Origin of the sequence: Candidatus Tisiphia endosymbiont of Piscicola geometra, assembly GCF_964026415.1 — a bacterium.
In the GTDB taxonomy this organism is placed as follows: Bacteria; Pseudomonadota; Alphaproteobacteria; order Rickettsiales; family Rickettsiaceae; genus Tisiphia.
In genome coordinates this window covers 540,749-561,812 of record NZ_OZ032144.1, presented here as the reverse complement: position 1 = coordinate 561,812, position 21,064 = coordinate 540,749, and the positions used below count along the sequence as shown (strand labels likewise).

14 protein-coding genes are annotated in these 21,064 nt (G+C 32.6%); 5 read left to right on the top strand and 9 right to left on the bottom strand.

All coding sequences use genetic code 11. The features are described 5' to 3' along the window. Positions 1–45: 45 nt before the first annotated feature. The 4 genes from AAGD26_RS02590 to AAGD26_RS02575 all read right to left on the bottom strand — a co-directional run bounded on the left by AAGD26_RS02590 (position 46) and on the right by AAGD26_RS02575 (position 3,853). Positions 46–1,044 carry a DUF5710 domain-containing protein gene (locus AAGD26_RS02590; protein WP_341752106.1) on the bottom strand — a complete coding sequence of 333 codons (999 nt, stop codon included), beginning with the start codon at positions 1,042–1,044 and terminating at the stop codon, positions 46–48. Between the two features lie 244 nt (positions 1,045–1,288). Then, positions 1,289–1,963: a DUF2608 domain-containing protein gene (locus AAGD26_RS02585; RefSeq protein ID WP_341752105.1), complete on the bottom strand. Its 675-nt coding sequence runs from the start codon at positions 1,961–1,963 to the stop codon at positions 1,289–1,291. Next, entirely contained in the window at positions 1,960–2,670 is a 711-nt protein-coding gene (locus AAGD26_RS02580) for a class II aldolase/adducin family protein (RefSeq protein ID WP_341752104.1), read from the bottom strand. The genes AAGD26_RS02585 and AAGD26_RS02580 overlap by 4 nt, the downstream gene beginning before the upstream one ends. A gap of 16 nt (positions 2,671–2,686) precedes the next feature. Next, a complete protein-coding gene (locus tag AAGD26_RS02575; RefSeq protein WP_341752103.1) occupies positions 2,687–3,853 on the bottom strand; it encodes a mechanosensitive ion channel family protein in 1,167 nt (388 codons plus the stop codon). A 228-nt stretch (positions 3,854–4,081) separates the two neighbouring features. Between AAGD26_RS02575 and lgt the strand changes: the two genes are divergently transcribed. The 4 genes from lgt to cyoE all read left to right on the top strand — a co-directional run bounded on the left by lgt (position 4,082) and on the right by cyoE (position 9,222). Beyond that, positions 4,082–4,876, top strand: coding sequence for a prolipoprotein diacylglyceryl transferase (gene lgt / locus AAGD26_RS02570; protein ID WP_341752102.1), 795 nt, complete (start codon positions 4,082–4,084; stop codon positions 4,874–4,876). Continuing rightward, positions 4,855–5,934 (top strand): class I SAM-dependent methyltransferase, encoded by a 1,080-nt coding sequence (locus tag AAGD26_RS02565; protein ID WP_341752101.1) that lies wholly within the window; start codon positions 4,855–4,857, stop codon positions 5,932–5,934. The genes lgt and AAGD26_RS02565 overlap by 22 nt, the downstream gene beginning before the upstream one ends. 139 nt (positions 5,935–6,073) lie before the next feature. Further along, a complete protein-coding gene (gene parC, locus AAGD26_RS02560; protein ID WP_341752298.1) occupies positions 6,074–8,284 on the top strand; it encodes a DNA topoisomerase IV subunit A in 2,211 nt (736 codons plus the stop codon). A 59-nt stretch (positions 8,285–8,343) separates the two neighbouring features. Further along, on the top strand, positions 8,344–9,222 hold the full coding sequence (gene cyoE / locus AAGD26_RS02555; protein WP_341752297.1) for a heme o synthase: 879 nt from the start codon (positions 8,344–8,346) through the stop codon (positions 9,220–9,222). A gap of 311 nt (positions 9,223–9,533) precedes the next feature. On the opposite strand, the gene AAGD26_RS02545 is transcribed toward cyoE, so the two are convergent. From AAGD26_RS02545 to mutS, 3 genes are all read right to left on the bottom strand, one after another. Continuing rightward, positions 9,534–11,546, bottom strand: a complete 2,013-nt coding sequence (locus tag AAGD26_RS02545; protein ID WP_341752100.1) for a hypothetical protein — start codon at positions 11,544–11,546, stop codon at positions 9,534–9,536. A gap of 915 nt (positions 11,547–12,461) precedes the next feature. Then, a complete protein-coding gene (gene recJ, locus AAGD26_RS02540; RefSeq protein ID WP_341752099.1) occupies positions 12,462–14,270 on the bottom strand; it encodes a single-stranded-DNA-specific exonuclease RecJ in 1,809 nt (602 codons plus the stop codon). Between the two features lie 16 nt (positions 14,271–14,286). Further along, a complete protein-coding gene (mutS, locus tag AAGD26_RS02535) occupies positions 14,287–16,950 on the bottom strand; it encodes a DNA mismatch repair protein MutS (protein WP_341752098.1) in 2,664 nt (887 codons plus the stop codon). 446 nt (positions 16,951–17,396) lie between these two features. Here mutS and recF point away from each other — a divergent pair, with 446 nt between their 5' ends. Beyond that, entirely contained in the window at positions 17,397–18,479 is a 1,083-nt protein-coding gene (gene recF, locus AAGD26_RS02530) for a DNA replication/repair protein RecF (protein WP_341752097.1), read from the top strand. Between the two features lie 13 nt (positions 18,480–18,492). Here recF and AAGD26_RS02525 read toward each other — a convergent pair whose 3' ends face one another. Next, the gene (locus AAGD26_RS02525) at positions 18,493–19,533 is read right to left on the bottom strand and encodes a hypothetical protein (RefSeq protein ID WP_341752096.1); all 1,041 of its coding nucleotides are present in this window, start codon (positions 19,531–19,533) and stop codon (positions 18,493–18,495) included. A 26-nt stretch (positions 19,534–19,559) separates the two neighbouring features. Further along, the gene (locus AAGD26_RS02520) at positions 19,560–20,999 is read right to left on the bottom strand and encodes a UDP-N-acetylmuramoyl-L-alanyl-D-glutamate--2,6-diaminopimelate ligase (RefSeq protein ID WP_341752296.1); all 1,440 of its coding nucleotides are present in this window, start codon (positions 20,997–20,999) and stop codon (positions 19,560–19,562) included. Between the last annotated feature and the right edge of the window lie 65 nt (positions 21,000–21,064).

The window sequence follows — 21,064 nt, the reverse complement described above, 5'->3', positions numbered from 1 at the left end:
AGGATAAGTCATATTGACAACAAAAACCAATTTCTATACTTTTAATCAAGTGTCAACAACTCTCTTTAGATAAGAATTATCTCGGATATAAATTTTATATCTTGTTTCTAAAACATCTGAGTTAAACAACCATTTTTTTAATGATCTTTCTTCCCACTTATCAAAAGATTCTGCAACAATTTTTTGAGCTTTTTCAATAGACCAACCATTTAATACCATAAGTCTAGCCATTGCCATATCATCATTACCATCAACCCTAGCTTTACCAAAATGATGAACTTGGTGACAATATGGACATAGAGACTGCAATCCTTGGAAACAAACCATACTGTATTCTTTAGAATAATCATCGTCATATGACCATATTTCATCACATTCTACCGGCCATTTTTTACCCTTGCAACCGCATATAATACAACGATAACCTGACTCTTCATAAGTTAATTTTCTCAAATAATCCCATTCTTCTTTTGGCAATAATGAACGTAAATTTAAATACCAAAGAGGCTCAGGAACTAATCTTGGCAGAATAATTGGAGTTGCATTTTTCTGATACATTCGAGGTAACCACTTTTCAATTAGTTTCGTATCTTTATCAAATGACCAGAACCAAGATTTTGTTCTAGGATCCCAAACACTTCCAAATTGTTTTACATTATTTCTATCTGAATATGGAACACACAAAGGGATCATTAAACTATTAGTGATGGAATTGAACTGGAAATCTTTTATCTCCTTTTTAACTAATTCCAAGCATTCTGTGACTTTGTTTTTATATAAATGTTCCTGTATTTTATCTTCATCAATCTTTTCCATTGAATTTTTTGGTGAAAAAGTGTTGTTCCAAGCAACATTTTGGTTATTTTGTCTTTCTCGAGAAAATTTAAGAATTTCATCAGCATTTAAAGTACGCGTCCTAATAGTAAGATCACTAATATGTAAGTTTTTATTACCTTTTGGCAAGAATTTAATAATCCTTTTGTAATTTACGATAACAAAGTAAAAGAAAATAAAAATTACTGCAATTATTATCAAATTAATCATAAAAATATACTCTTCTCCTTTGAAAAATTGATGCCACAAAACTTCGGTGATTCGCGTGCAAAACAATGATTTACGATTTTGTCTCTTTTACTTTTTATCATTCAGTTTTATCTTTATTTATTATTTGTAACAAAACAGAGGCTTGTTTATCGCTTAACCAAATAGATTGAGTTTTAACAAAATCTTGCTGCAAAGCGGAGAGAGCTTTTATAGATTTCTGCTCTTCTAACTTATCGTAGCTATATTATATTAGAACTATACTATCAACCTGATTTTTAAGGTATCTTTCAACAGAATCCAAATTTTGAGACATATCGTCTATCATCACTATCTTGCTATAATTAGCTCGTTGTTGATCGAGATATGCTTTAAGCACTAATCCTTTTTCATAACCTCTAGCAAAAATAACTCCTTCAATGACTTTTGGTTGAGGTCGGTTTTGTTCATCAATTTTTATTAAACCTTGATACCTTCCATCAAAGATTAATCCTTTATCTTTCAACACATCAACACGATCTTGCTCCTGATCGAAATATGGATTATTTGGTCCCATTGATGTTAAAGCAATAATATCAGCACCATTAAATTTTAAAAACCAAAAATGCTTTACTAATACTGGTTCAATTAACTTATACTCCATCTGAGCAATAATGAGTCCATATATATTCTTTTTCTGAACTAAACCATGTGATTTTTCAATGTCATCAAGAAATTTATGACGCATTTCCCGATTATCATGGCTTAAATAAGAGTCTTTAGCGGCAAGAATAACCCCATCAATATCAAATACAACTAGTGTATCTTTACCTCTAATTTTCTTAGTTAAGTCATCGAAAGAGTGCAACTTTATTCTTTCAATGCTTGATAGTGCTTCCATTGCTATACACTGCAAAATTACTATTACTAAAAATTTCTTCATTGCTCACCATAAACCGTCTTGAGTAAATTAAGCCAAGCAATCCAGTCACGTTTACCTAAATCTTCTTCAAATGATAATAAATCTTGCACCGATTTTCTACAAGTTTCTTGAGATGGTATGATTAACTCCTGATTTGTGGAACATGCTAAACATTGGGTTTTACATGCTTGCTCTAAATGATAAGTATAAAACATAGCTTCATGTATTGTCCTACCACATGCTAATATTCCGTGATTACGTAGAAACATAACATAATTTTGCCCGAGATCATCAAGCATTTTATTACTGTGATTAGACGTAAGTATAAGAGAGTTATATTCATGATAAGATAGTCTTTCATAAAAATGCAGTGCCCACTGAGTTATTGGCATTAATCCTACTCGCATAGATGATACAGCAACAGTTGCAGGAGTATGCAAATGAAAGATAGATGAAATATCCTCTCTTGCTTTATAGATATTACCGTGAGTGACATAACCGGTTTCATTGTAACTATATTCGCTACCCTCTAAAACTGTTCCATCCAAACTAACTTGCAGTAAATTATCGCTAGTTACTTCCTCAAACCTTAAGCCAAAAGGATAAATATAGTAAAAATCAGCTCCTTTAGGTCTTGCCGATAGATGAGTATATGTATGATCGTCTAAGCCCAAAATTGCAAGAATTTGGTAGGCAGAAACTAAATTAGATTTGATTTCTGAAGTCATTATTATATCATTTTAGTTAATTACTATTTTGAAATATTTTTAATTTGAATTCAGGTAGCACTGCAAACAAATGATCAAAAATATCTGATTGAATATCTTCATATATACCCTTCCTTATTTCATGAGTAAAGACATATAACTCTATTGGTAAACCATTAGGAGTTGCAGGCAGCTGACGTACTAGAAATGTAAAATCTTGTTGACATATCATCGGGTGATTTCTCAAATATTCTTTTACATACAGTCTAAATATTTTGATATTTGTTACATAGTCACCTAGCTGTTCCAAACTCACTTTATCCATTGCTTCTTTTGTTAAATATGGTGATTTTTTCAATTCTTGTATAAAAGATACAGTTGACACCAATGCAATAGTATTTATGTCAATACAGATTGCTCCCTGAATTTTTTTTGCCATTGAGTCAGTTATACCACGCGAGTTCACTACATTAGTTGTTAAAAGACTAGAAGTGGGTATTGTCGAAATAGTTTGATCACTATTCCTAATTTTAACGGATGTAATAGTAATTTTCTCTACAGTACCTTCAACATTATACTGGCTAATACTAACAAAATCGCCAATTCGTATTATATCCTGCGAAATTAGCTGTAAGCTTGATAGCAAAGCCACAACAGTGTCCTTAAACAGAAAGGTTAACAACGCTGCTGCTGCTCCTAAGCTAGTAAAAAATGCACTAAGGGAAACATTTAGAATACTGGAAATAATTATAATGGTAGCAATAGAAATAATAAATATTTTCAATATTTGAGTGTATAAACTTAAATAGGATTGGATAGAAATTGTTAGTCTATTTCGATAAATATCTGCAAAAGTATCGATAAGAGATAAGATTAGCATTGTAACGAAACCGCCTGTATAGAGGATTATCGCGATATTCTTGATGCTAATTATCCAAGGTAAAGTAGGAAATGACTGTAAGATATTGCCCCAAAATATAATATATAAAGCTAGTAATGTATGTAATAAATAGGTGTATATAGAATATTTTTTAAATATTATTTCATAATCATGATGCCATTGAACAATATATTTTTTGATCATTGAAAAGATTATTGTTTTAATAAAAATAATCAATGGAATGATCGAAGCTATCATAGTTATTAACATTAAAATCTCTTTATCATATTTACGATAAATATCCAATAAATATTGTACTGTCATATAAGCCAACCTTTTTGTTAAAGATAGATAACATTAATTAGGTCTAAAAATAATTATTTTTCTACCTGATTCTCGTAGTATACAATAATTATAATGTACACTAAGCATTATTATGAATATTTTATAAAAAATATTTTATTTGACTAAATATAATATCTATTTAAGTTGGTAGTTAATATTTTTCTCCGGTTGCTTGCAATCGATGAAGCTTGCGTATATAATGACCGTATGACCTTTCCAAATATCAATCCTGTTATTTTCTCTATTGGACCATTTAGCGTTTATTGGTACTCTATGGCTTACGTTTTTGGCGTAATATTTGGGTGGTTCTATGCTTATAGAATTATAAAAAGATTCGATGTTAGTGTTACCACGGAAGCCTTCGAAAATTTTATTACTTGGGTTGTTTTAGGCATTGTAATAGGTGCTAGATTAGGTCAGGTAGTACTATATGATCCGATTAAATATTTTTCTAATCCTATTAGCATTTTAAAGACCTATGAGGGTGGTATGTCCTTTCATGGCGGCATTATTGGTATAGCTGTATCTTGCTATTTTTTCTGCCACAAATATAAAATTAAATTCTTTTGCCTAGGTGATATATTAGCTACAGTTGGTCCTATCGGTTTATTTTTAGGTAGAATAGCCAATTTTATTAATGGCGAATTATATGGCAGAGTGACTACAATGCCTTGGGGAATGATCTTTCCAAATAGTGACTTACAAATAAGACATCCTAGCCAACTCTATGAGGCATTTTTTGAAGGAATTATATTATTTTTAATTCTAGCTTATGCTACTTTTAGATATAAAAGCATAAAAATCTATGGTTTGAATTCTGCTATATTTCTAATATTCTATTCGGTGTTTCGAATTATTATAGAAATGTTTCGTGAACCAGAAGATTGTTATACAAGTCTTATTTTTAATAATGTAACTGTAGGGCAAATTTTATCATTACCGATGCTAATAGTAGGAATCTATTTAATAATACAAATTAGATGCCAATCGACTCCAAAATAAGAAAACTTATTGAACAGAATGGTAGTATTAAGCTTGATGAAATGATGCTTCAAGTAATGTCGGTAAATTCTTCTTCTTACTACCAAAAACAAGACAAGTTAGGTTATCTAGGAGATTTTACCACAGCTCCAGAAATCTCTCAGCTTTTTGGTGAAATGATAGCTTTATGGGCTATTGACCAATGGTATAAAATGGATTGCCCTCAAAAAACTAATTTAGTTGAGCTAGGTCCTGGGCAGGGAGTATTAATGCGGGATTTGCTCAATGTTGCTAAATTAGTTCCAAAATTTTACCAATCTCTCTCAATAGAATTAATTGATATTAATCCCCATTTCATCAAGAAACAACAAACAAACCTAAAGATGGCGGGTTTACCTATCAAACACCATACAGCAGTACAATATATCTCTAAAATTCCTTCTATTATAATAGCTAACGAATTTTTTGACGCTATGCCAATCAAGCAATATATTAAAGCTAAAGAACTTTGGTATGAATCAACACTTATTATTGACCCAGCTGATGGTAAAATTAAATTCGATAAAATAGAAGTTAGTAAGGAATTGCAACGTTATCTGCTGCAAGAACACTCAAACGCACGTGATGGGGCAGTGATAGAAGAATCACCTAAATCATTAGAAATTATAAAATTTATCAGCCAGCATATCATGAAATTTGGTGGGGCAAGCTTGGTTATCGATTATGGTTATGATATAGATCCAATAAAAAGGACGCGTAACCAATATAATCCTACCTTACAAGCAATAAAAAATCATAAATATTATCCTCTGCTTGAAACTTTAGGGGAAGCAGATTTATCGGCTCATGTTGACTTTTATGCCTTAAAAACAGTAAGCATCAATATAGGAGTAAATGTTTATGGTTCAATAACACAGCGTGACTTTTTGATTAATAATGGTATATTATTGCGAAGTCAAATCTTGCAAAATACATTATCCACTATAGAAGCAAATATAATAGCAAAACAACTTGACAGACTAATCGCTCCCAATAAAATGGGACTATTGTTTAAAGTATTATGCCTTGTACAGGAGTAAGGTATAATTCCTATAATAACCTCAAGTATTGAAGAAAAAGTATAATTTTTATTATTTAATATCATTTTGCTATTAGTGCTAGCATATATTTAGGATATTATACTGAACACGGAATAAATATAAGAAAAAGTTTTGTATGATAGATGATGCTAAAATAGAAAATATAGACTTTGGTAATGCATTATCAGAGCGTTACCTCTCTTATGCTCTATCAACAATTATGTCAAGATCCTTGCCAGACGTTCGTGATGGATTAAAACCAGTGCATCGCAGATTATTGTATGGCATGCTCCAACTAAAGTTAGAACCGACCTCTGCCCATAAGAAATGTGCAAGAGTTGTCGGTGATGTAATGGGTAAATATCACCCACATAGTGACGTTGCACTGTATGATACATTAGTACGTCTTGCACAAAATTTTTCTCTCAGATATCCACTAATTGATGGACAAGGAAATTTTGGTTCTATTGATGGCGATAACGCTGCAGCTATGCGTTATACGGAATCAAGAATGACAGAAATTTGTACCTTATTAATGTCAGATATAGATCAAGATACTGTAGATTTTCGTGCTACCTATGATGATTCCGATACCGAACCAGTCATTATGCCTGCTATGTTTCCTAATTTACTGGCTAATGGTTCAGAAGGTATAGCAGTTGGAATGGCAACCAGTATACCACCACATAATTTACATGAATTATGTGATGCACTAATATATTTAATTGACCATCCTCAATCAAATGTTAACGATATTTTGCAATTTGTCAAAGGTCCTGACTTTCCAACCGGTGGAATAATTATTGATAGAATAGATTCAATCCGCCTAGCCTATAGCGTAGGGCGTGGTAGCTTTAGAGTAAGAGCAAGATGGGCAAAGGAAGACCTAAGTTATGGTTTATATCAGATAGTAATTACTGAAATACCTTATCAAGTACAAAAATCTAAACTTATCGAACAAATAGCTGTACTGTTAAAAGACAAAAAAATTCCTTTAATAAGCAATATTAGAGATGAATCTACAGAAGATATAAGATTAATTATTGAACCTAGAGATCGTAATTGTGATCCTAATGTTATTATGGAGTCATTGTTCAAATTAACAGTTCTAGAGAATAGAATTCAACTTAATATGAATGTTATAGGTTCAAATAATATTCCTAAAGTAGCTAATATACTGGAAATATTGCAGGAGTTTTTATTACACCGACAAAATATTATTACTCGCAGATCTAAATTTCTTATTGGCAAAATTGAACATAGGTTGGAAGTTCTCAAAGGTCTAAGAATAGCTTACTTAAATTTGGATGAAATAATTAAAATTATTCGTGAAGAAGATGAACCTAAACAAGTAATGATAGCTAAGTTTGCTTTAACTGATGTGCAAGTTGAAGCAATTCTTAATACAAGATTGCGATCTTTAAGAAAATTGGAAGAACAAGAAATTATTAACGAGCATAATCTACTCGAAAAAGAACATGCGAATTTACAGAAAATTCTACAAGACCCGAGTGAATTAAAAAAGATAGTTAAGAAAGAAGTTAAAATGGTGCAAACAAAGTTTGGTTTTAGCACTAAATTGGGGTTACGCCGAACTAGTTTTGAAGAAGCTAATATTGTTGCTCAGATTGTTGATATTTCAGCTTTTATAACCAAAGAACCTATCACCATAATTTGTTCCAAAATGGGGTGGATTCGCTCTTTAAAAGGTCATAATAACGATTTATCAACTGTTAAATATAAGGAAGGAGACGCAGAAAATTTTATTCTAGAAGGCTATACTACTGACAAAATTCTTATATTAAGTGCAGCGGGGCGTTTTTTCACTATCCTAGCCGATAATATATTTAAAGGCAAAGGCAATGGAGAATCTATAAAATTGATGATAGATATAGGTAATGAAGAAATAATAAGCATGTTGGTCTATAAGACTACCCAAAAACTTTTATTGGCAAGTAGTATTGGCAAAGGCTTTATCATTGATTCAGATGAGGTAGTAGCACAAACTAAACTCGGTAAGCAAATTATGCAAATTCCTGCAAATCATTCCTGTATTGCTTGTGTGCCTGTAGAAGGTGATTGTATAGCTTGTATAGGTGAGAACCGGAAATTACTAGTATTTAAACTAGACGAAATACCAATAATGAAACGAGGACAAGGGGTAATTCTACAAAAGTTCAAAAATGCTAAACTTATGGATGTCAAGATATTTGATAGTAGTTTAGGACTAAGCTGGAAAGTAGGAGAAAAGATTAGGGTAGAGAAAGATATTTTACCATTTCTTGGACGACGAGGTTCGGTTGGTAAAATCCCTCCTAGTGGATTCCCTAGAAATAATAAATTTTCTTAAGATGAAAATATATGAATAATTCCTCTAATTATATTAATAATTCTTTTGCTAAGATAGGCATGAATACTATTAAAAAAAGGTCTAATAATAGCTCAGTTATGGACTATATCCTACTCATGAAGCCAAGAGTTATGGCACTTGTTGTATTTACCAGCTTTTCTGGTCTATGGCTTGCTCCATACCCCATCCATCCATTTATAGCTTGCATCGCTATGCTTTGTATTACACTTGGAGCTGGTAGTAGTGCAGCTATTAACATGTGGTATGATAGGGATATTGATGCGATAATGAAACGTACACAAAATAGACCTCTAGTTATTGGGGTTATAGAACCACAGGACGCTTTAGCTTTTGGCGTGGTTGTGGGGTTCTTTTCAGTTTTTTTGATGGGACTTTGTGTTAATCTACTATCTGCTTTATTGTTACTAATAACCATATTGTATTATGTCTTCATTTATACTATGTGGTTAAAACGTTCGACAATGCAAAATATAGTTATTGGAGGGGTTGCAGGTGCATTGCCTCCTATGATTGGCTGGGCAACAGTAACTAATGAGATTTCACTTTTCTCCTTTTCTTTATTTATGATTATTCTAACCTGGACACCGCCACACTCGTGGGCATTAGCAATTTTTCGCTCAGAAGACTACAAAGATTGTGGTGTCCCGATGATGCCAGTGGTAAAGGGAGAATATTATACTAAAAAGCAAATTCTTGCCTATAGTATCATTATGGTTATTACTACATTTACGCCCTTTTTTTTAGGAATAAGTAATATTGTATATTTAGTGACTGCATTGATACTGGGGCTAATTTTTTTATACTATGCTGCCTCTCTGTTTAGTGATAAAGATCATAAACAAGCTAAAAAACTATTTGCCTATTCGATATTTTATCTTTTTAGTATTTTTTTAACATTGGACTTCTCTCGAAACTAACCGCTTGTGGATAGCAACAGAACAATAGATATCTTTCGAAACTCGCTTATGCTAGGGAATTTGTAGGAGACACGGAACGCAGAACCGCAGCGTACTAAATGTACGTGAGGATTCGAGTACCGGATCGACGCACAAATTACCAGCAGAAGTAGAGTTTCGAAAGATATCTAATTTAAAAGCCGGGCTGTTTAAACAGCCCAATTTTAAAATTACCCTAAGCAACTATCCCTCCTACCTCAAAAGCTGTTAATGGCTTTGAAGTAGGAGGAATAATTTATGGCACTTTATTCACTATATTATTATGAGAAGCCTTAATAATTGTTATGAGCACACTCACCGATGAGGTATGCAGTAGATTCGTCAGTAGGGGGATAACTAGTGAAGCTAGCATATTCGTGTGCTTTTTTCATATCCTGAAGTAATTCTTGATTGTCTTTTAGAACAGAAAAAGCCTTTGCATATAACGCATAGGCTTTATACTCACCAGCGGCTGGCTTCGGTGCTTGTTTACCTAACTGTTTTAATTGCAAAGCTATCTCGTGTCTTTTAGTAACATCTGTATGTGGGTAACAATCTAGAGCTTGTGCTTGCTGATATACTTTACCACCTAAACAGACCTTAGCTAAGCAATCCCTCTCTTCAGCACTATATCCATCTTGAGCAACAGTCTTGGATGCTGTAGAAGTCCTATTATCATCAAGTTTATAACTACCATGTTCATCTACAGAAAAGATACGCATGCTGATAGCTTTACTATAAACTTCTTTAGCTTTAGGTTCATTTGAAAAAGATAAAAGAAGAACTCCAGCTAAATTTAGCAAAACTACCTGATCATTGGTAACTTGCCATATAGTTGGATCAATTTTAAGAGCCTTATCACAAACTATTCTTGCTTTCTCCATTTCATTTGAAGACAAAAGAACGTCAGCAAGAAGCACCAAAATTTTAGAATCCTCTATAGTTTTATATACATCAAGATTCTCTTTAATAACTTCATTCAAAAGTTTTTTAGCCTTATCTTTAGCAGGGGCATACTTTGAATCATAGTACTGAAGCGACGCAATCAAGTTAGCTAACTCAGTTAACTCCTTTAAAACATTCTCTTCAAGAGGCTTAACTACGGGAGCTGTAGGAGTCTTTTCAGCAACTTCCACAACAAGTGGGATACTGGTATACGATGTTAGTAGAGATGAAGTAGGAGAAAAGTCACCGGCTTCACCCACTTTATTATCTTTTGTAGGTGAATCTTTAGGTTTAAGTGCCTCTAATTCAGCTTTGTGTTCAGTTCTAAGTTTCTCTAATTCAGCTTTTAATTCAGCTTCGTGTTTAGCTGTAAGTTCCTTTATCTGTTTCTCCTGTTCATCAACAGTTACAACCGTCTTTAACTTAAGGGTAGATTTGTCATATTTCTCTTTATCTCTTTCAACTTCTTTTACAGCTTTCTTTACAGCTTTCTTTACAGGGGCCGTAGCAACTGTTGGATTTGGGTTGTACTTTGAAGCATAGGTAGCAGCTTTGGCAGCAACTTCTTGATCATCAACTTGGTTACTAAGGTAATTTTGCCATTTTTTAAGGATATCATGAATATCTTGACGTTGTGTAAGATTATTCTTTGATTTGTCTTCAAAATACTTCAAAGCTTCCTTTGGATCTTTTTTTATTGTATCAAAGTATAGATCAAATATATGGAAATTATGGCTATTGTCATTCAAATACTTTATTTTTTCACGAGCTTCTGCATATTTTTTATCCTTAATTAGTGACTGAACGTCTTTTTTGACCTCTTTTAATAAAGTATCGTATTCTTCAGAAATGCTGGGTACGTCTTTTGCATTTGTACCAAATGTTTTATAATATATCTCCTCCCATCTTTCTAGTCCTATTATAGATTCATCTCTACCAGGACCATAATTATCATACGCATGCAATAAATGTTTTTTATGTTCTTGAAACTTACCTGCTCGGAAAGCACTAATAGCTTGGTACTCGTATGTCTTAAATAATAATTGCTTTGTTTCCTCAGGTTTAAGGTTACGATCTTTTTTGATCTCATCATGTAAAATTTTATATTGAGCCTGAGCCTCAGTATAACTGGATTGTTCGAGAGGCGTTCTGATCTTTTGTATATCACCATATTCTTGATTTAAAGCTTCAAGTGCGTCTTGGAAATATTTAAATTTGAGTGCTAAAACAGGAAGAGTACTAGTATCATTACTAGTACTCTTATTTGGACTAGCACTCTTATCTAGACTAGCACTCTTATCTGGACTAGTACTCTTATTTGGACTAGATCTCTTCTGAAATATCTGAGCTATTTTAGACATAATATCCTCCTGGTATAGTTATTGTTTTCATTATTTAATTAGTAGCAGTTAGATTTTATATTATCTAAACCTGCTGCTAAACTTTAGTTGTGTTACTACACATAGAGCTGTCATCCGAGTTACGGTGGGAATGACAGCGTTTGTACTACTGGTACTCCAGTGTTACATTTTAGTATGTAGAAATAGGCTCTTGCATAACTTCATTCTTGTAAGGTAATCTTATTGTCAAAATTAAGTAAGGAATTATACATATCTTGTTCCACTTATACTCCTTACTTAATTTTTTTCCAAAACTTCCTCTTTCATAATTTAGCGATACAAGACGTCTTCAGTAGATTAAGACAGGTTTATAGCCAGTAATCAAGTAATATCAAATAACATCACGAAAATTATATTAATAACTCTAATAAATAGTAACTTTTTTGTAACTTATGATATTTTTGCAAATACTTTAAGTTTTTCAGTATAGTTAACCTCAACTATTGATGTAAGACATCGGTTTAATAGCTCCGATGTCATCAACTGTTGAAAGTTAGAAGAGGAAGCGGTTTTAATATAAGGAAAAATGCATTCTTAAAGCGGCTAACGCGACTTATCTTCGAGATGGATAGGATCAAAATTGTGCCATAAAACGAGGTTAGTATGCGGTGTATGGGATAGAAATGGTATAGGTATTTGTAAACTTTCAACAGTTGTGAGTTAGATGCCGTGGCGATCTAGTGAAGTGAGGTGTAATACTGCATAAAGATTGCCGCTTCGCCGCTTTCTCGCGACTCCTGGCAATGACGATCAGCAGCCATTTTAATAGTGGTTATATAAAAAATGTACTATGATATCCTGCACCGAAGCAGGGATGACATTTTTTTAAAGCAGAAGAGGATATCCATCCTCTTAATTTTCTATAGCTAACAAATATCATATTATCAAGTCCTTTATTTGTAATTGAATAGTATTAGACTCTTTCCAACTGTTCATTTTTAATGAACCAATTACAGAAATATTATATGACTTAATATTAAGTAAAATATTTTCTATAGGACTAGATACACTATTAAACGCAATAGCATGCAGCGGTTTAGAACCAAAAGCTTCCTTAGAAGGAGCAAGCAAACATCTTATATGTTTACCACCGACTATGTCAGCTTTTAATACAAAAAGATTAGAGAATTTAAATATTGGCTCATGATTTCCTTGACCAAATGGTTCGAGTTTACTTAGCTCATCCATTAGCGGTAAATTTACACTACTTGTAGTAAGTTCCGTATCATATTCTTCATAGGCAATATCATTTTGATTACTAATATCAATCTTAAAGGCGTGATTTAAGAATTCTTGTAACTCTTGTAATTTCTCTTCTAATACTGTAAATCCAGCAGCCATTGCATGCCCACCACCAGCTACAATTAACTCTTTAGTCTTGGCATTGATAATTTTACTACCAAAATCAACATTTTTGACAGAACGGCAAGAAGCCTTACCTATTCCATCATTTAAAGCTATAACTGACACCGGTTTATTAAATTTTTCTTTTAATCTGCCAGCGACAATGCCGATAACACCGGGATGCCACCCTTTACCAACTATAAATAATGAACTATCATTTTCTTGGGTTAAAGCTATTTGAGTAGCTTCCTCTATCATTATCAGCTCTATTACTTTTCGCTCATTATTATGTTTCTCCAACTCCTGTGCAAGTAGATTTGCTTCTATGGCACATTCGGTAGATAAAAGACTAGCACCCAAGGATGATTTACCAACTCTTCCACCGGCATTGATCCTAGGCCCCAAGACAAATCCCAAATGATAACAGTTTGGTTTTTCATTTAAACCAGCAACATCACATAAAGTCTTCATACCTAAATTTTTTCTTTGACCAAGGATTTTTAATCCTTGAGCAACAAAAGCACGATTTAAGTGAATAAGCTTCATTACATCGCATACTGTTCCAAGTGCGACTAAGTCTAAATATTGCATTAAATTTGGTAGAGTATGGCATTTTGAATATACACTATTTTGTATCGAACACGAAGCTATATCGGTAAAGAAATTTTGTTTTTTTAACTCGGATAATAAGGCGGTAGCAAATAAAAATGATACTCCTACAGCAGCCAGATATTTATACTCACTTGTCTCATCAATACGATTCGGATTAACAACTGCAACAGCGTCAGGCAATATATCACTACTAATGTGATGATCGATAACTATTACATCAAGCTTTACTTGCGCTGCATATTTTAGAGCCTCATGTGCCATTGCTCCACAATCAACAGTAATAAGTAGCTCAGTAGCATTATCCTTAATTTTCTGCATAGCAGCTGGGGTCGGTCCATACCCTTCAGCAATTCGGTTTGGAACATAAATATCAGCTTCTTGCCCCAAATCTCTAAATATATTCTTAAGTAGTGATGAAGAAGTAGCCCCGTCAACGTCATAATCAGCAAATATACAGATTTTCTGTTTATTTATAATAGCTTCTATAGTCCTATCTACTGCTTTTTGCATATCAAGTAAATGAAAAGGATCTGGCAGTAAATTCTTGAGCTTAGGTGATAAAAAATCTATAGCTTGTGACAAGTTCTCTAAGCGAGGAAATAGAACCCGTGCTAGAAAATCACTGATTCCTACAGAACGACAAAGTTCTGAAACATCATCCTCGTTTACTGATCGCTGTTGCCAAATTTTTCCATTTACTGAACGTTTGGGTTCTAGTGGTACTATCATGTAAGGCAACCCTATTTTAAAAAATTAGTTTCTTTAATTTATAAACCAACTCTAAAGCTTGTCTAGGAGAGAGTTGATCGGGATCGATTTTAATAAGTTCTTCTTCTAACTTATTAAATTTTATTTCTTTTTTACTCTCTACTGGTAAGTCAAATAAACTTAAATTGTTTGATTCAGTGTTTAATATATTTTTGCTTTTGTACGTTGCGGTTTTTTCTAATTTTGTTAAAATGTCATTCGCCCTAATTATAACAGATTTTGGTAGGCCCGCTAAGTAGGCTACGTGAATTCCATAAGATTTATCAGCCATCCCTGCTATAATATTATGCAAAAATAATATTTCTTTTCCCAATTCCTCAATAGCAACTGTATAATTTTGCAAGGCTGGCAAAAAATTACTCATGCTGGTTAATTCATGATAATGCGTGGCAAATAAACATCGACATTTGAGATTATCATGAATATATTCCAACACCGCGGAAGCAATTGATACACCATCATAGGTGGAAGTTCCGCGACCAACCTCATCTAGTATCACTAAAGAATTTTTAGTAGATTGTGCTAAAATAGCTGATGTTTCAAGCATTTCCACCATAAAAGTCGATTGCCCTGCTTGTAAATCATCCCCTGCACCTATCCTACTAAATATCTTGTCTACAATACCTATTTTGGCACTTTTAGCCGGCACAAAACTACCAATTTGTGCTAATATAGCTATTAGGGCATTTTGCCGTAAAAAAGTACTTTTACCTGACATATTAGGTCCAGTAATTAACCAAATTCTATTAGCTTCCGATAAAGTACAGTTATTGTGAATAAAGCTTTTTTTATCATTTGATAAACTTTGTTCAACAACTGGGTGTCGTCCTTCAATAATCTCAAAACTCAAATCATTGCTTAATCTAGGCTTGACATAATTATATTCATCAGCAATATAAGCAAAATTACAAAATACATCAAGCTGACTCAAGGAACAGCTAAGTAATCGTAAAAATATAGCTTTATCAATAACTTGCTGGCATATTTTTTTATATAATTCTAGTTCAAGATTAATCGCTAAACTCCTAGCGTTGACCATATCGCTTTCTAACTTTTGTAATTCAATAGTAGTATAGCGACTAGCATTAGAAGTTGTTTGTCGGTGAATAAATTTTGATGCGTACATTTTATCACTATGTCTTAGGGTAACTTCAATAAATAACCCAAGTACATTATTATGAGATATTTTTAGGGTGTCGATGCCAGTATCAAGGCGATATACATTTTTTAATTTTTCTACATGGGCTTTGCCATTGTTAATTAAGTCATATAATTCTTGTATTTTAGGATGATAATGATGATTTATTATCCCACCTTCATTGATAGTATTAGGTGCATCCTCTCTAATTGCTTGATCTATTAATGAATATAACTGTTCATCTCCAGATAGAGGTTTAATTAACTTCTCTATATAATCTAGCAAATTTAGCCCATAATGGGAAATAAACTCTCCTTTTATTTCCAGTGCAGCATTTAACGTATATTTAATATTTAGCAGATCTCGCCCGCAGCCACGATTCATGGTAATTCTAGCCAAGCAACGTTCTAAATCCCCAGTTTTCTTGAGTAACTTTTTAATATTCCCTACTAGTTCAATATTTGAATAAAAAAATTCTGTGATATTTTGTCGATAATTTATTTCATCAATATCTATTAGTGGTGTAGATAAAAAGTGATATAGTAAACGACTACCAGCCTTAGTAACTGTATGATCAATAGTGGCCAGTAAACTACCCTTGGTTTTTCCTAATAAATTATTAGTAATTTCCAAATTCCGCCGAGTTGCCGAATCAATAATCATAAAATTATGGTAATTGACCAACCGAGGCAAAGGTAGCGAAGGTATATTTTGCTTTTGCGTTAGTGATAAATATTCTAAGATACTACCAATACTACTTGTTTGACATTCAGATATTTCCCCTATGGCTTTTAGATCATTGATTTTGTAAAAATCTAAAATAATTTTATGGCATTTTTTAGGAGCAAAAAAACTATCAACTTGATACGAGACACGAAAATGTAATTGGTGCTGAATACTATTAGCTAATTGTCCTCCTTGCAAATTTTCGCTAAGTAAAATCTCTTTAGGCTTAAGACGTGATAGTTCGTTGATAATCTCATTCTGCGGAATCTCTATAACTGAAATTTCTGAAGTAGAGATGTCAACGTAACAAATTGATGCTCCGTTTTTTAGTAAAACTAAACTTGCCAAATAATTAGGTTCACAAACATCAATTAAAGATTCCTCAGTAACAGTACCTGGAGTGATGATACGCGTTACATCCCTATTTACTACAGCTTTATAGCCACCACGTTTCTTTGCCTCTTCCGGTGTTTCTAGTTGATCACAAATAGCAACTTTGTAATTTTCTTCAATTAATTTATTTAAATATGTCTCAAGAGCATGATGGGGTACTCCGCACATAGCAATCTCAGAGTCTCCATTAGACCCTCTTTTGGTAAGAGCAATACCTAAAACTTGGCTGGCAAGAACTGCATCATCAAAAAACATTTCATAAAAATCACCCATTCTAAACAATAGAAGACAATCAAGATTAGCAAATTTGATGTCTAAATATTGTTGCATCATCTTTGTTGATTGATCATAATTATATTTATGGCGAAATTCTTCTAAAGACATGGATATATTTTAGTTGTTTGAATTAGATTTGAGTATATACTCAGGTATACCCGATGAATTTCAAGAGTTGGCTAGGCGTAGTCAAACCGTTGTTCCTACGCGAAGTCCCATCGTACCACAACGCCAACACTTGAAAGGCGAAGGGTATAGAACTTCAAGAATTAAGGTCATCGTACCCTAAATATCACAACGCACAGCTAGCTCTTCTTGAAGTTATTATTGTCTACCCACTCTTGAAATTATATACTCTTCTGCTTTGAAGAATTGTTTCTTGAAAATATCATGGATTCGCATGCGTAATTATACTATATGTACACCTAGCATGCTCACTATTCATTTTCAAATCCAATTCTTCAAATCATTTGAGTATAGCAGTATATGTTTAGATTCAAAAGAGCTTTTGATTTTAATTGATTAGGTTTTTTTCTCACTATTTCAAATAAGTTATGCATAATATTTATCTACAAAAATTAAAATTACTAAATTATCGTAATTTTCAGAATTTAGATATTAGTGCTGGTAATAATCCTGTTATACTAATAGGGGGGAATGGTAGTGGAAAAACTAACATTTTAGAATCAATATCACTATTTTCACCTGGTAAAGGTTTGAGATCAGCTAAATTAGATGATATTTGTCAAAGGGGAGCAGATCATTGTTTAGCTTATGCATTATTACACAGTAAACTTGGCTTAGTTGAAATTTCAACGAATTTAAAGCGTGAATCTAATAGACGTTTTACGGAATTTAACGGTGTTAAAATACAAAATAATGAACTAAGTAAGTTCTCTGCTATGATTTGGCTTACACCCCAAATGGAAGGTATTTTTTCTTCCAGTATTAGCGATAGGCGTAAATTCTTTGACAGGATTGTTTATAACTTTAATCCATCGCATGCAGGAATAGTTAGTAAATATGAATATTATATGTATGAACGTAGCAAAATACTAGCACAAGACCAAGTGGATACAAATTGGCTAAGAGTGCTTGAAGAAAAAATGGCGGAATTATCAATTGAGATCGCTATTAATAGGCTAAAAATTTTAGAATATATGCAAAAAGCTATCTCAGATTTGGATAATGATTTTCCTAAAGCTATTTTATCAATTAATGGGGTGATAGAAGATATAATATTAAAAAATTCTGAAATAGATATTGATTTTATAAAAAATGAGTTAGTGGTGTCTCGTGTTCGTGATAAGATATCTAATAGAACTAATTTTGGAGTGCATAAAAGTGATTTTGTAGTTATTCATAAAGAAAAAAATGCTTTAGTTAAACACTGTTCCACCGGTGAACAGAAGGCTATGCTCATTGCCATAATACTTGCCCAAGTTAATTATTCTATTAAAGCAAATATTGCTATGCCTATTTTGCTGTTAGATGAGGTTTTTGTACATCTTGATAACAAAAGGAGACAATACTTAATTGATTTCTTCCTAGAATTAGGATTACAACTATGGGTGACTGCAACTGACTTAAATGGCATAGAATCTTTAACAAAAAAAGCAGAATTAATAAAATTATAGTATGAAATTTCTTTTATTTAATTTTAAGGCAATGCCTTAAAACTTGATCGCGGCGTTCTAATATAGCATTAAGGTAAGAATTATTTAAAAAATCAGAACCTTTTGCTGTTATAAAAATCTTTCTAAGAAGAGGTAAGTCTAATTTTTTTATAGCTTTTATAGTGTCATCATAACATTGTGTTGGATAAGATATTATAAAACTGTTATCAAATGCATGATACTGACGCCATAGGCTATTTTGATAAATAACAAACCGAAAAGGTTGGTTATAAGACTGAAAATTTTTGTAAAAGGTAGTAGGTATTTGTTTTTTAAATCTTTGTTTTAGATTTTCTTCATTAGGGAGATCAATCACCTCTGCTTTGTCAAAAGGAAATGGTTTATCATAATCATTGGTATTTAATTTATCACTATACAGTACTCTAACAAAAGGAAGTTCACCAAGCTTAACATATTGGCGATTACGAATTCCTGAATTATCTATGGCAATAAAATATGTTTTATTAATATCTTTAAATATTAATAAATTATGTGGTCCAGAGTCCCACTGCCCAAAAATAAAGTAAAAAGTTCGTAGGTTCATTTGATCTTCTATGGAAACCTCTTGAAGAGCTTTTTCATACTCTTCAGGTACTAAAGGATCAATTTTAGTATCAATGTAGAGTTGCAATGATCCTGTCATTCCATTAATTTTACGCATTACTGTTGGAGGAATATGAGGGAAACCTAGAATTAGAGAAGCTTGATAAGCTGCTACTTCAGCTTGTGCATCTCCTAAATCATCTGCAGGTAATTTTTTAAAGACAGCTTTTACCTGATCATCTAAAGTAACTAAAAAAACTTCTCCATTGAATTCCGCTTTTTTACCTGTCTCTGTGAGAAACTTTCTCATAGGTTCTATATGGTGTATTGTAGATGTTTTAAGTAATTTTGAGATATCAACTTTTTTCCATGTTTCTGGATGGTTAAATGGAGTGGCATATACAGAATGTATAGTTAATAAGGATGGTAGAATTATATAGAAGGAGACTAAGAATATTCTAAAAATTTGCATATAATTTTATTATTAGTTGATATTTTTTAATTCAAACTTTTTCTGCTTTGTAGAGCTTCCTTGGCTATATCGAAATCACTAAATGGTAGTTTCTCATTACCGATTATCTGATAATTTTCGTGACCTTTGCCGGCAATCAGCAAAATATCATCTTCTTGTAGATTATTTATTGTTTCAATAATTGCAATTTTTCTATTTTTTATTTCTATATATCTATTAGTGATAGCTATAATACCTTGTATAATATGCTGCCGTATTGATTTTGGGTCTTCATTCCTCGGATTATCGTCAGTGATAATAACCTCATTGGCAATTTGTGCAGCAACTTGCCCCATTAATGGTCTTTTACCACTATCTCTATTCCCGCCACAACCAAAAATTACTTTCAATAACCCCTTATTTAATTTTGTTTTTTTTAGTTCTAGCAAGCTTTTTTCTAAGGCATCTGGAGTGTGAGCATAGTCTATAAAAATATTGCTATTAGCTACTCTCTCTAAACGCCCTTTAACTGCTTTAATTTGTGGTAATTTCGATATGACTTGTTCAAAAGGAAAGCCAGTCAAATGCACCATCATAACGGCAATCAGCGAGTTGGTTGCTTGAAAACTACCAACTATATCGGTAGTAAAATTATATTTCTGCCCGTTATAAGTACAAATTGTCCTGTCGATAATTTTCAGATCACCATTCATACCAACGGTTAAGAATTTTATATTACGTTCCTGTAAATAACTTTTGATATAATCTAATTGTTCTATTTCCGAGTTTAGTACAGCAACTCCTGTCTGCGATAAATTATTTGTAAATAATTTTAGTTTGGCTAAAAGATAATTCTCCATATTCTTATGATAGTCAAGATGATCTTGACTAAAACTAGTAAAGCAGGCAGCATCTACTTTTATACCACATAATCTTTGTTGTTCTAGACCATGGCTAGAAGCCTCAAAAGCTAGATATTTTGTGCCATTCTCAGCTAGCTTATGTAGAATATGCCTGAAAGTTACAGGATCAGGAGTAGTAAGAGCCGGGGATTCGTCTAAAATTTCTTGGATGCTTGTTAAATCCAAACCACCCGAACATTCTACGCCAATGGTCCCGATAGAACAGCTGGGTACTCCTAGTAATGCGTATAGTTGCCTACAATAGGATACTACCGAGGTTTTACCGTTAGTACCAGTAGCAGCTACCATATATTGTGGTAATAAAGGGTAGAGAATATTAGCAGCTTGGCTTAGCGCCACCCGTGCATCACTTACAAGCGTTATATGTACACCATTAGCGATAATGTTAGGGTTTTTTAAACTTTCAGCATCATCGGTAATAATGAATTTTACTCCTTTGTTTATTACATCATCAATAAACTTATTACCATCCGAACTTGCTCCTTTAATGGCGAAGAATAGACTAGTTGATTTAACTAGTCTAGAATCACAACATAAAATATTAGGTTCAATCTGAGAGGTAATTTTTAAATAGTCAAATAATTTTTGCAATTTAAATATAGCCTAATTAGTTTTTATGTGTATGTTTA

Excerpts from the sequence above, each read along its gene's own strand:
- AAGD26_RS02590 (WP_341752106.1), bottom strand. The coding sequence starts at position 1,044 with ATGATTAATTTGATAATAATTGCAGTAATTTTTATTTTCTTTTACTTT.
- AAGD26_RS02585 (WP_341752105.1), bottom strand. The coding sequence starts at position 1,963 with ATGAAGAAATTTTTAGTAATAGTAATTTTGCAGTGTATAGCAATGGAA.
- AAGD26_RS02580 (WP_341752104.1), bottom strand. The coding sequence starts at position 2,670 with ATGACTTCAGAAATCAAATCTAATTTAGTTTCTGCCTACCAAATTCTT.
- AAGD26_RS02575 (WP_341752103.1), bottom strand. The coding sequence starts at position 3,853 with ATGACAGTACAATATTTATTGGATATTTATCGTAAATATGATAAAGAG.
- lgt (WP_341752102.1), top strand. The coding sequence starts at position 4,082 with ATGACCTTTCCAAATATCAATCCTGTTATTTTCTCTATTGGACCATTT.
- AAGD26_RS02565 (WP_341752101.1), top strand. The coding sequence starts at position 4,855 with ATGCCAATCGACTCCAAAATAAGAAAACTTATTGAACAGAATGGTAGT.
- cyoE (WP_341752297.1), top strand. The coding sequence starts at position 8,344 with ATGAATACTATTAAAAAAAGGTCTAATAATAGCTCAGTTATGGACTAT.
- AAGD26_RS02545 (WP_341752100.1), bottom strand. The coding sequence starts at position 11,546 with ATGTCTAAAATAGCTCAGATATTTCAGAAGAGATCTAGTCCAAATAAG.
- recJ (WP_341752099.1), bottom strand. The coding sequence starts at position 14,270 with ATGATAGTACCACTAGAACCCAAACGTTCAGTAAATGGAAAAATTTGG.
- mutS (WP_341752098.1), bottom strand. The coding sequence starts at position 16,950 with ATGTCTTTAGAAGAATTTCGCCATAAATATAATTATGATCAATCAACA.
- recF (WP_341752097.1), top strand. The coding sequence starts at position 17,397 with ATGCATAATATTTATCTACAAAAATTAAAATTACTAAATTATCGTAAT.
- AAGD26_RS02525 (WP_341752096.1), bottom strand. The coding sequence starts at position 19,533 with ATGCAAATTTTTAGAATATTCTTAGTCTCCTTCTATATAATTCTACCA.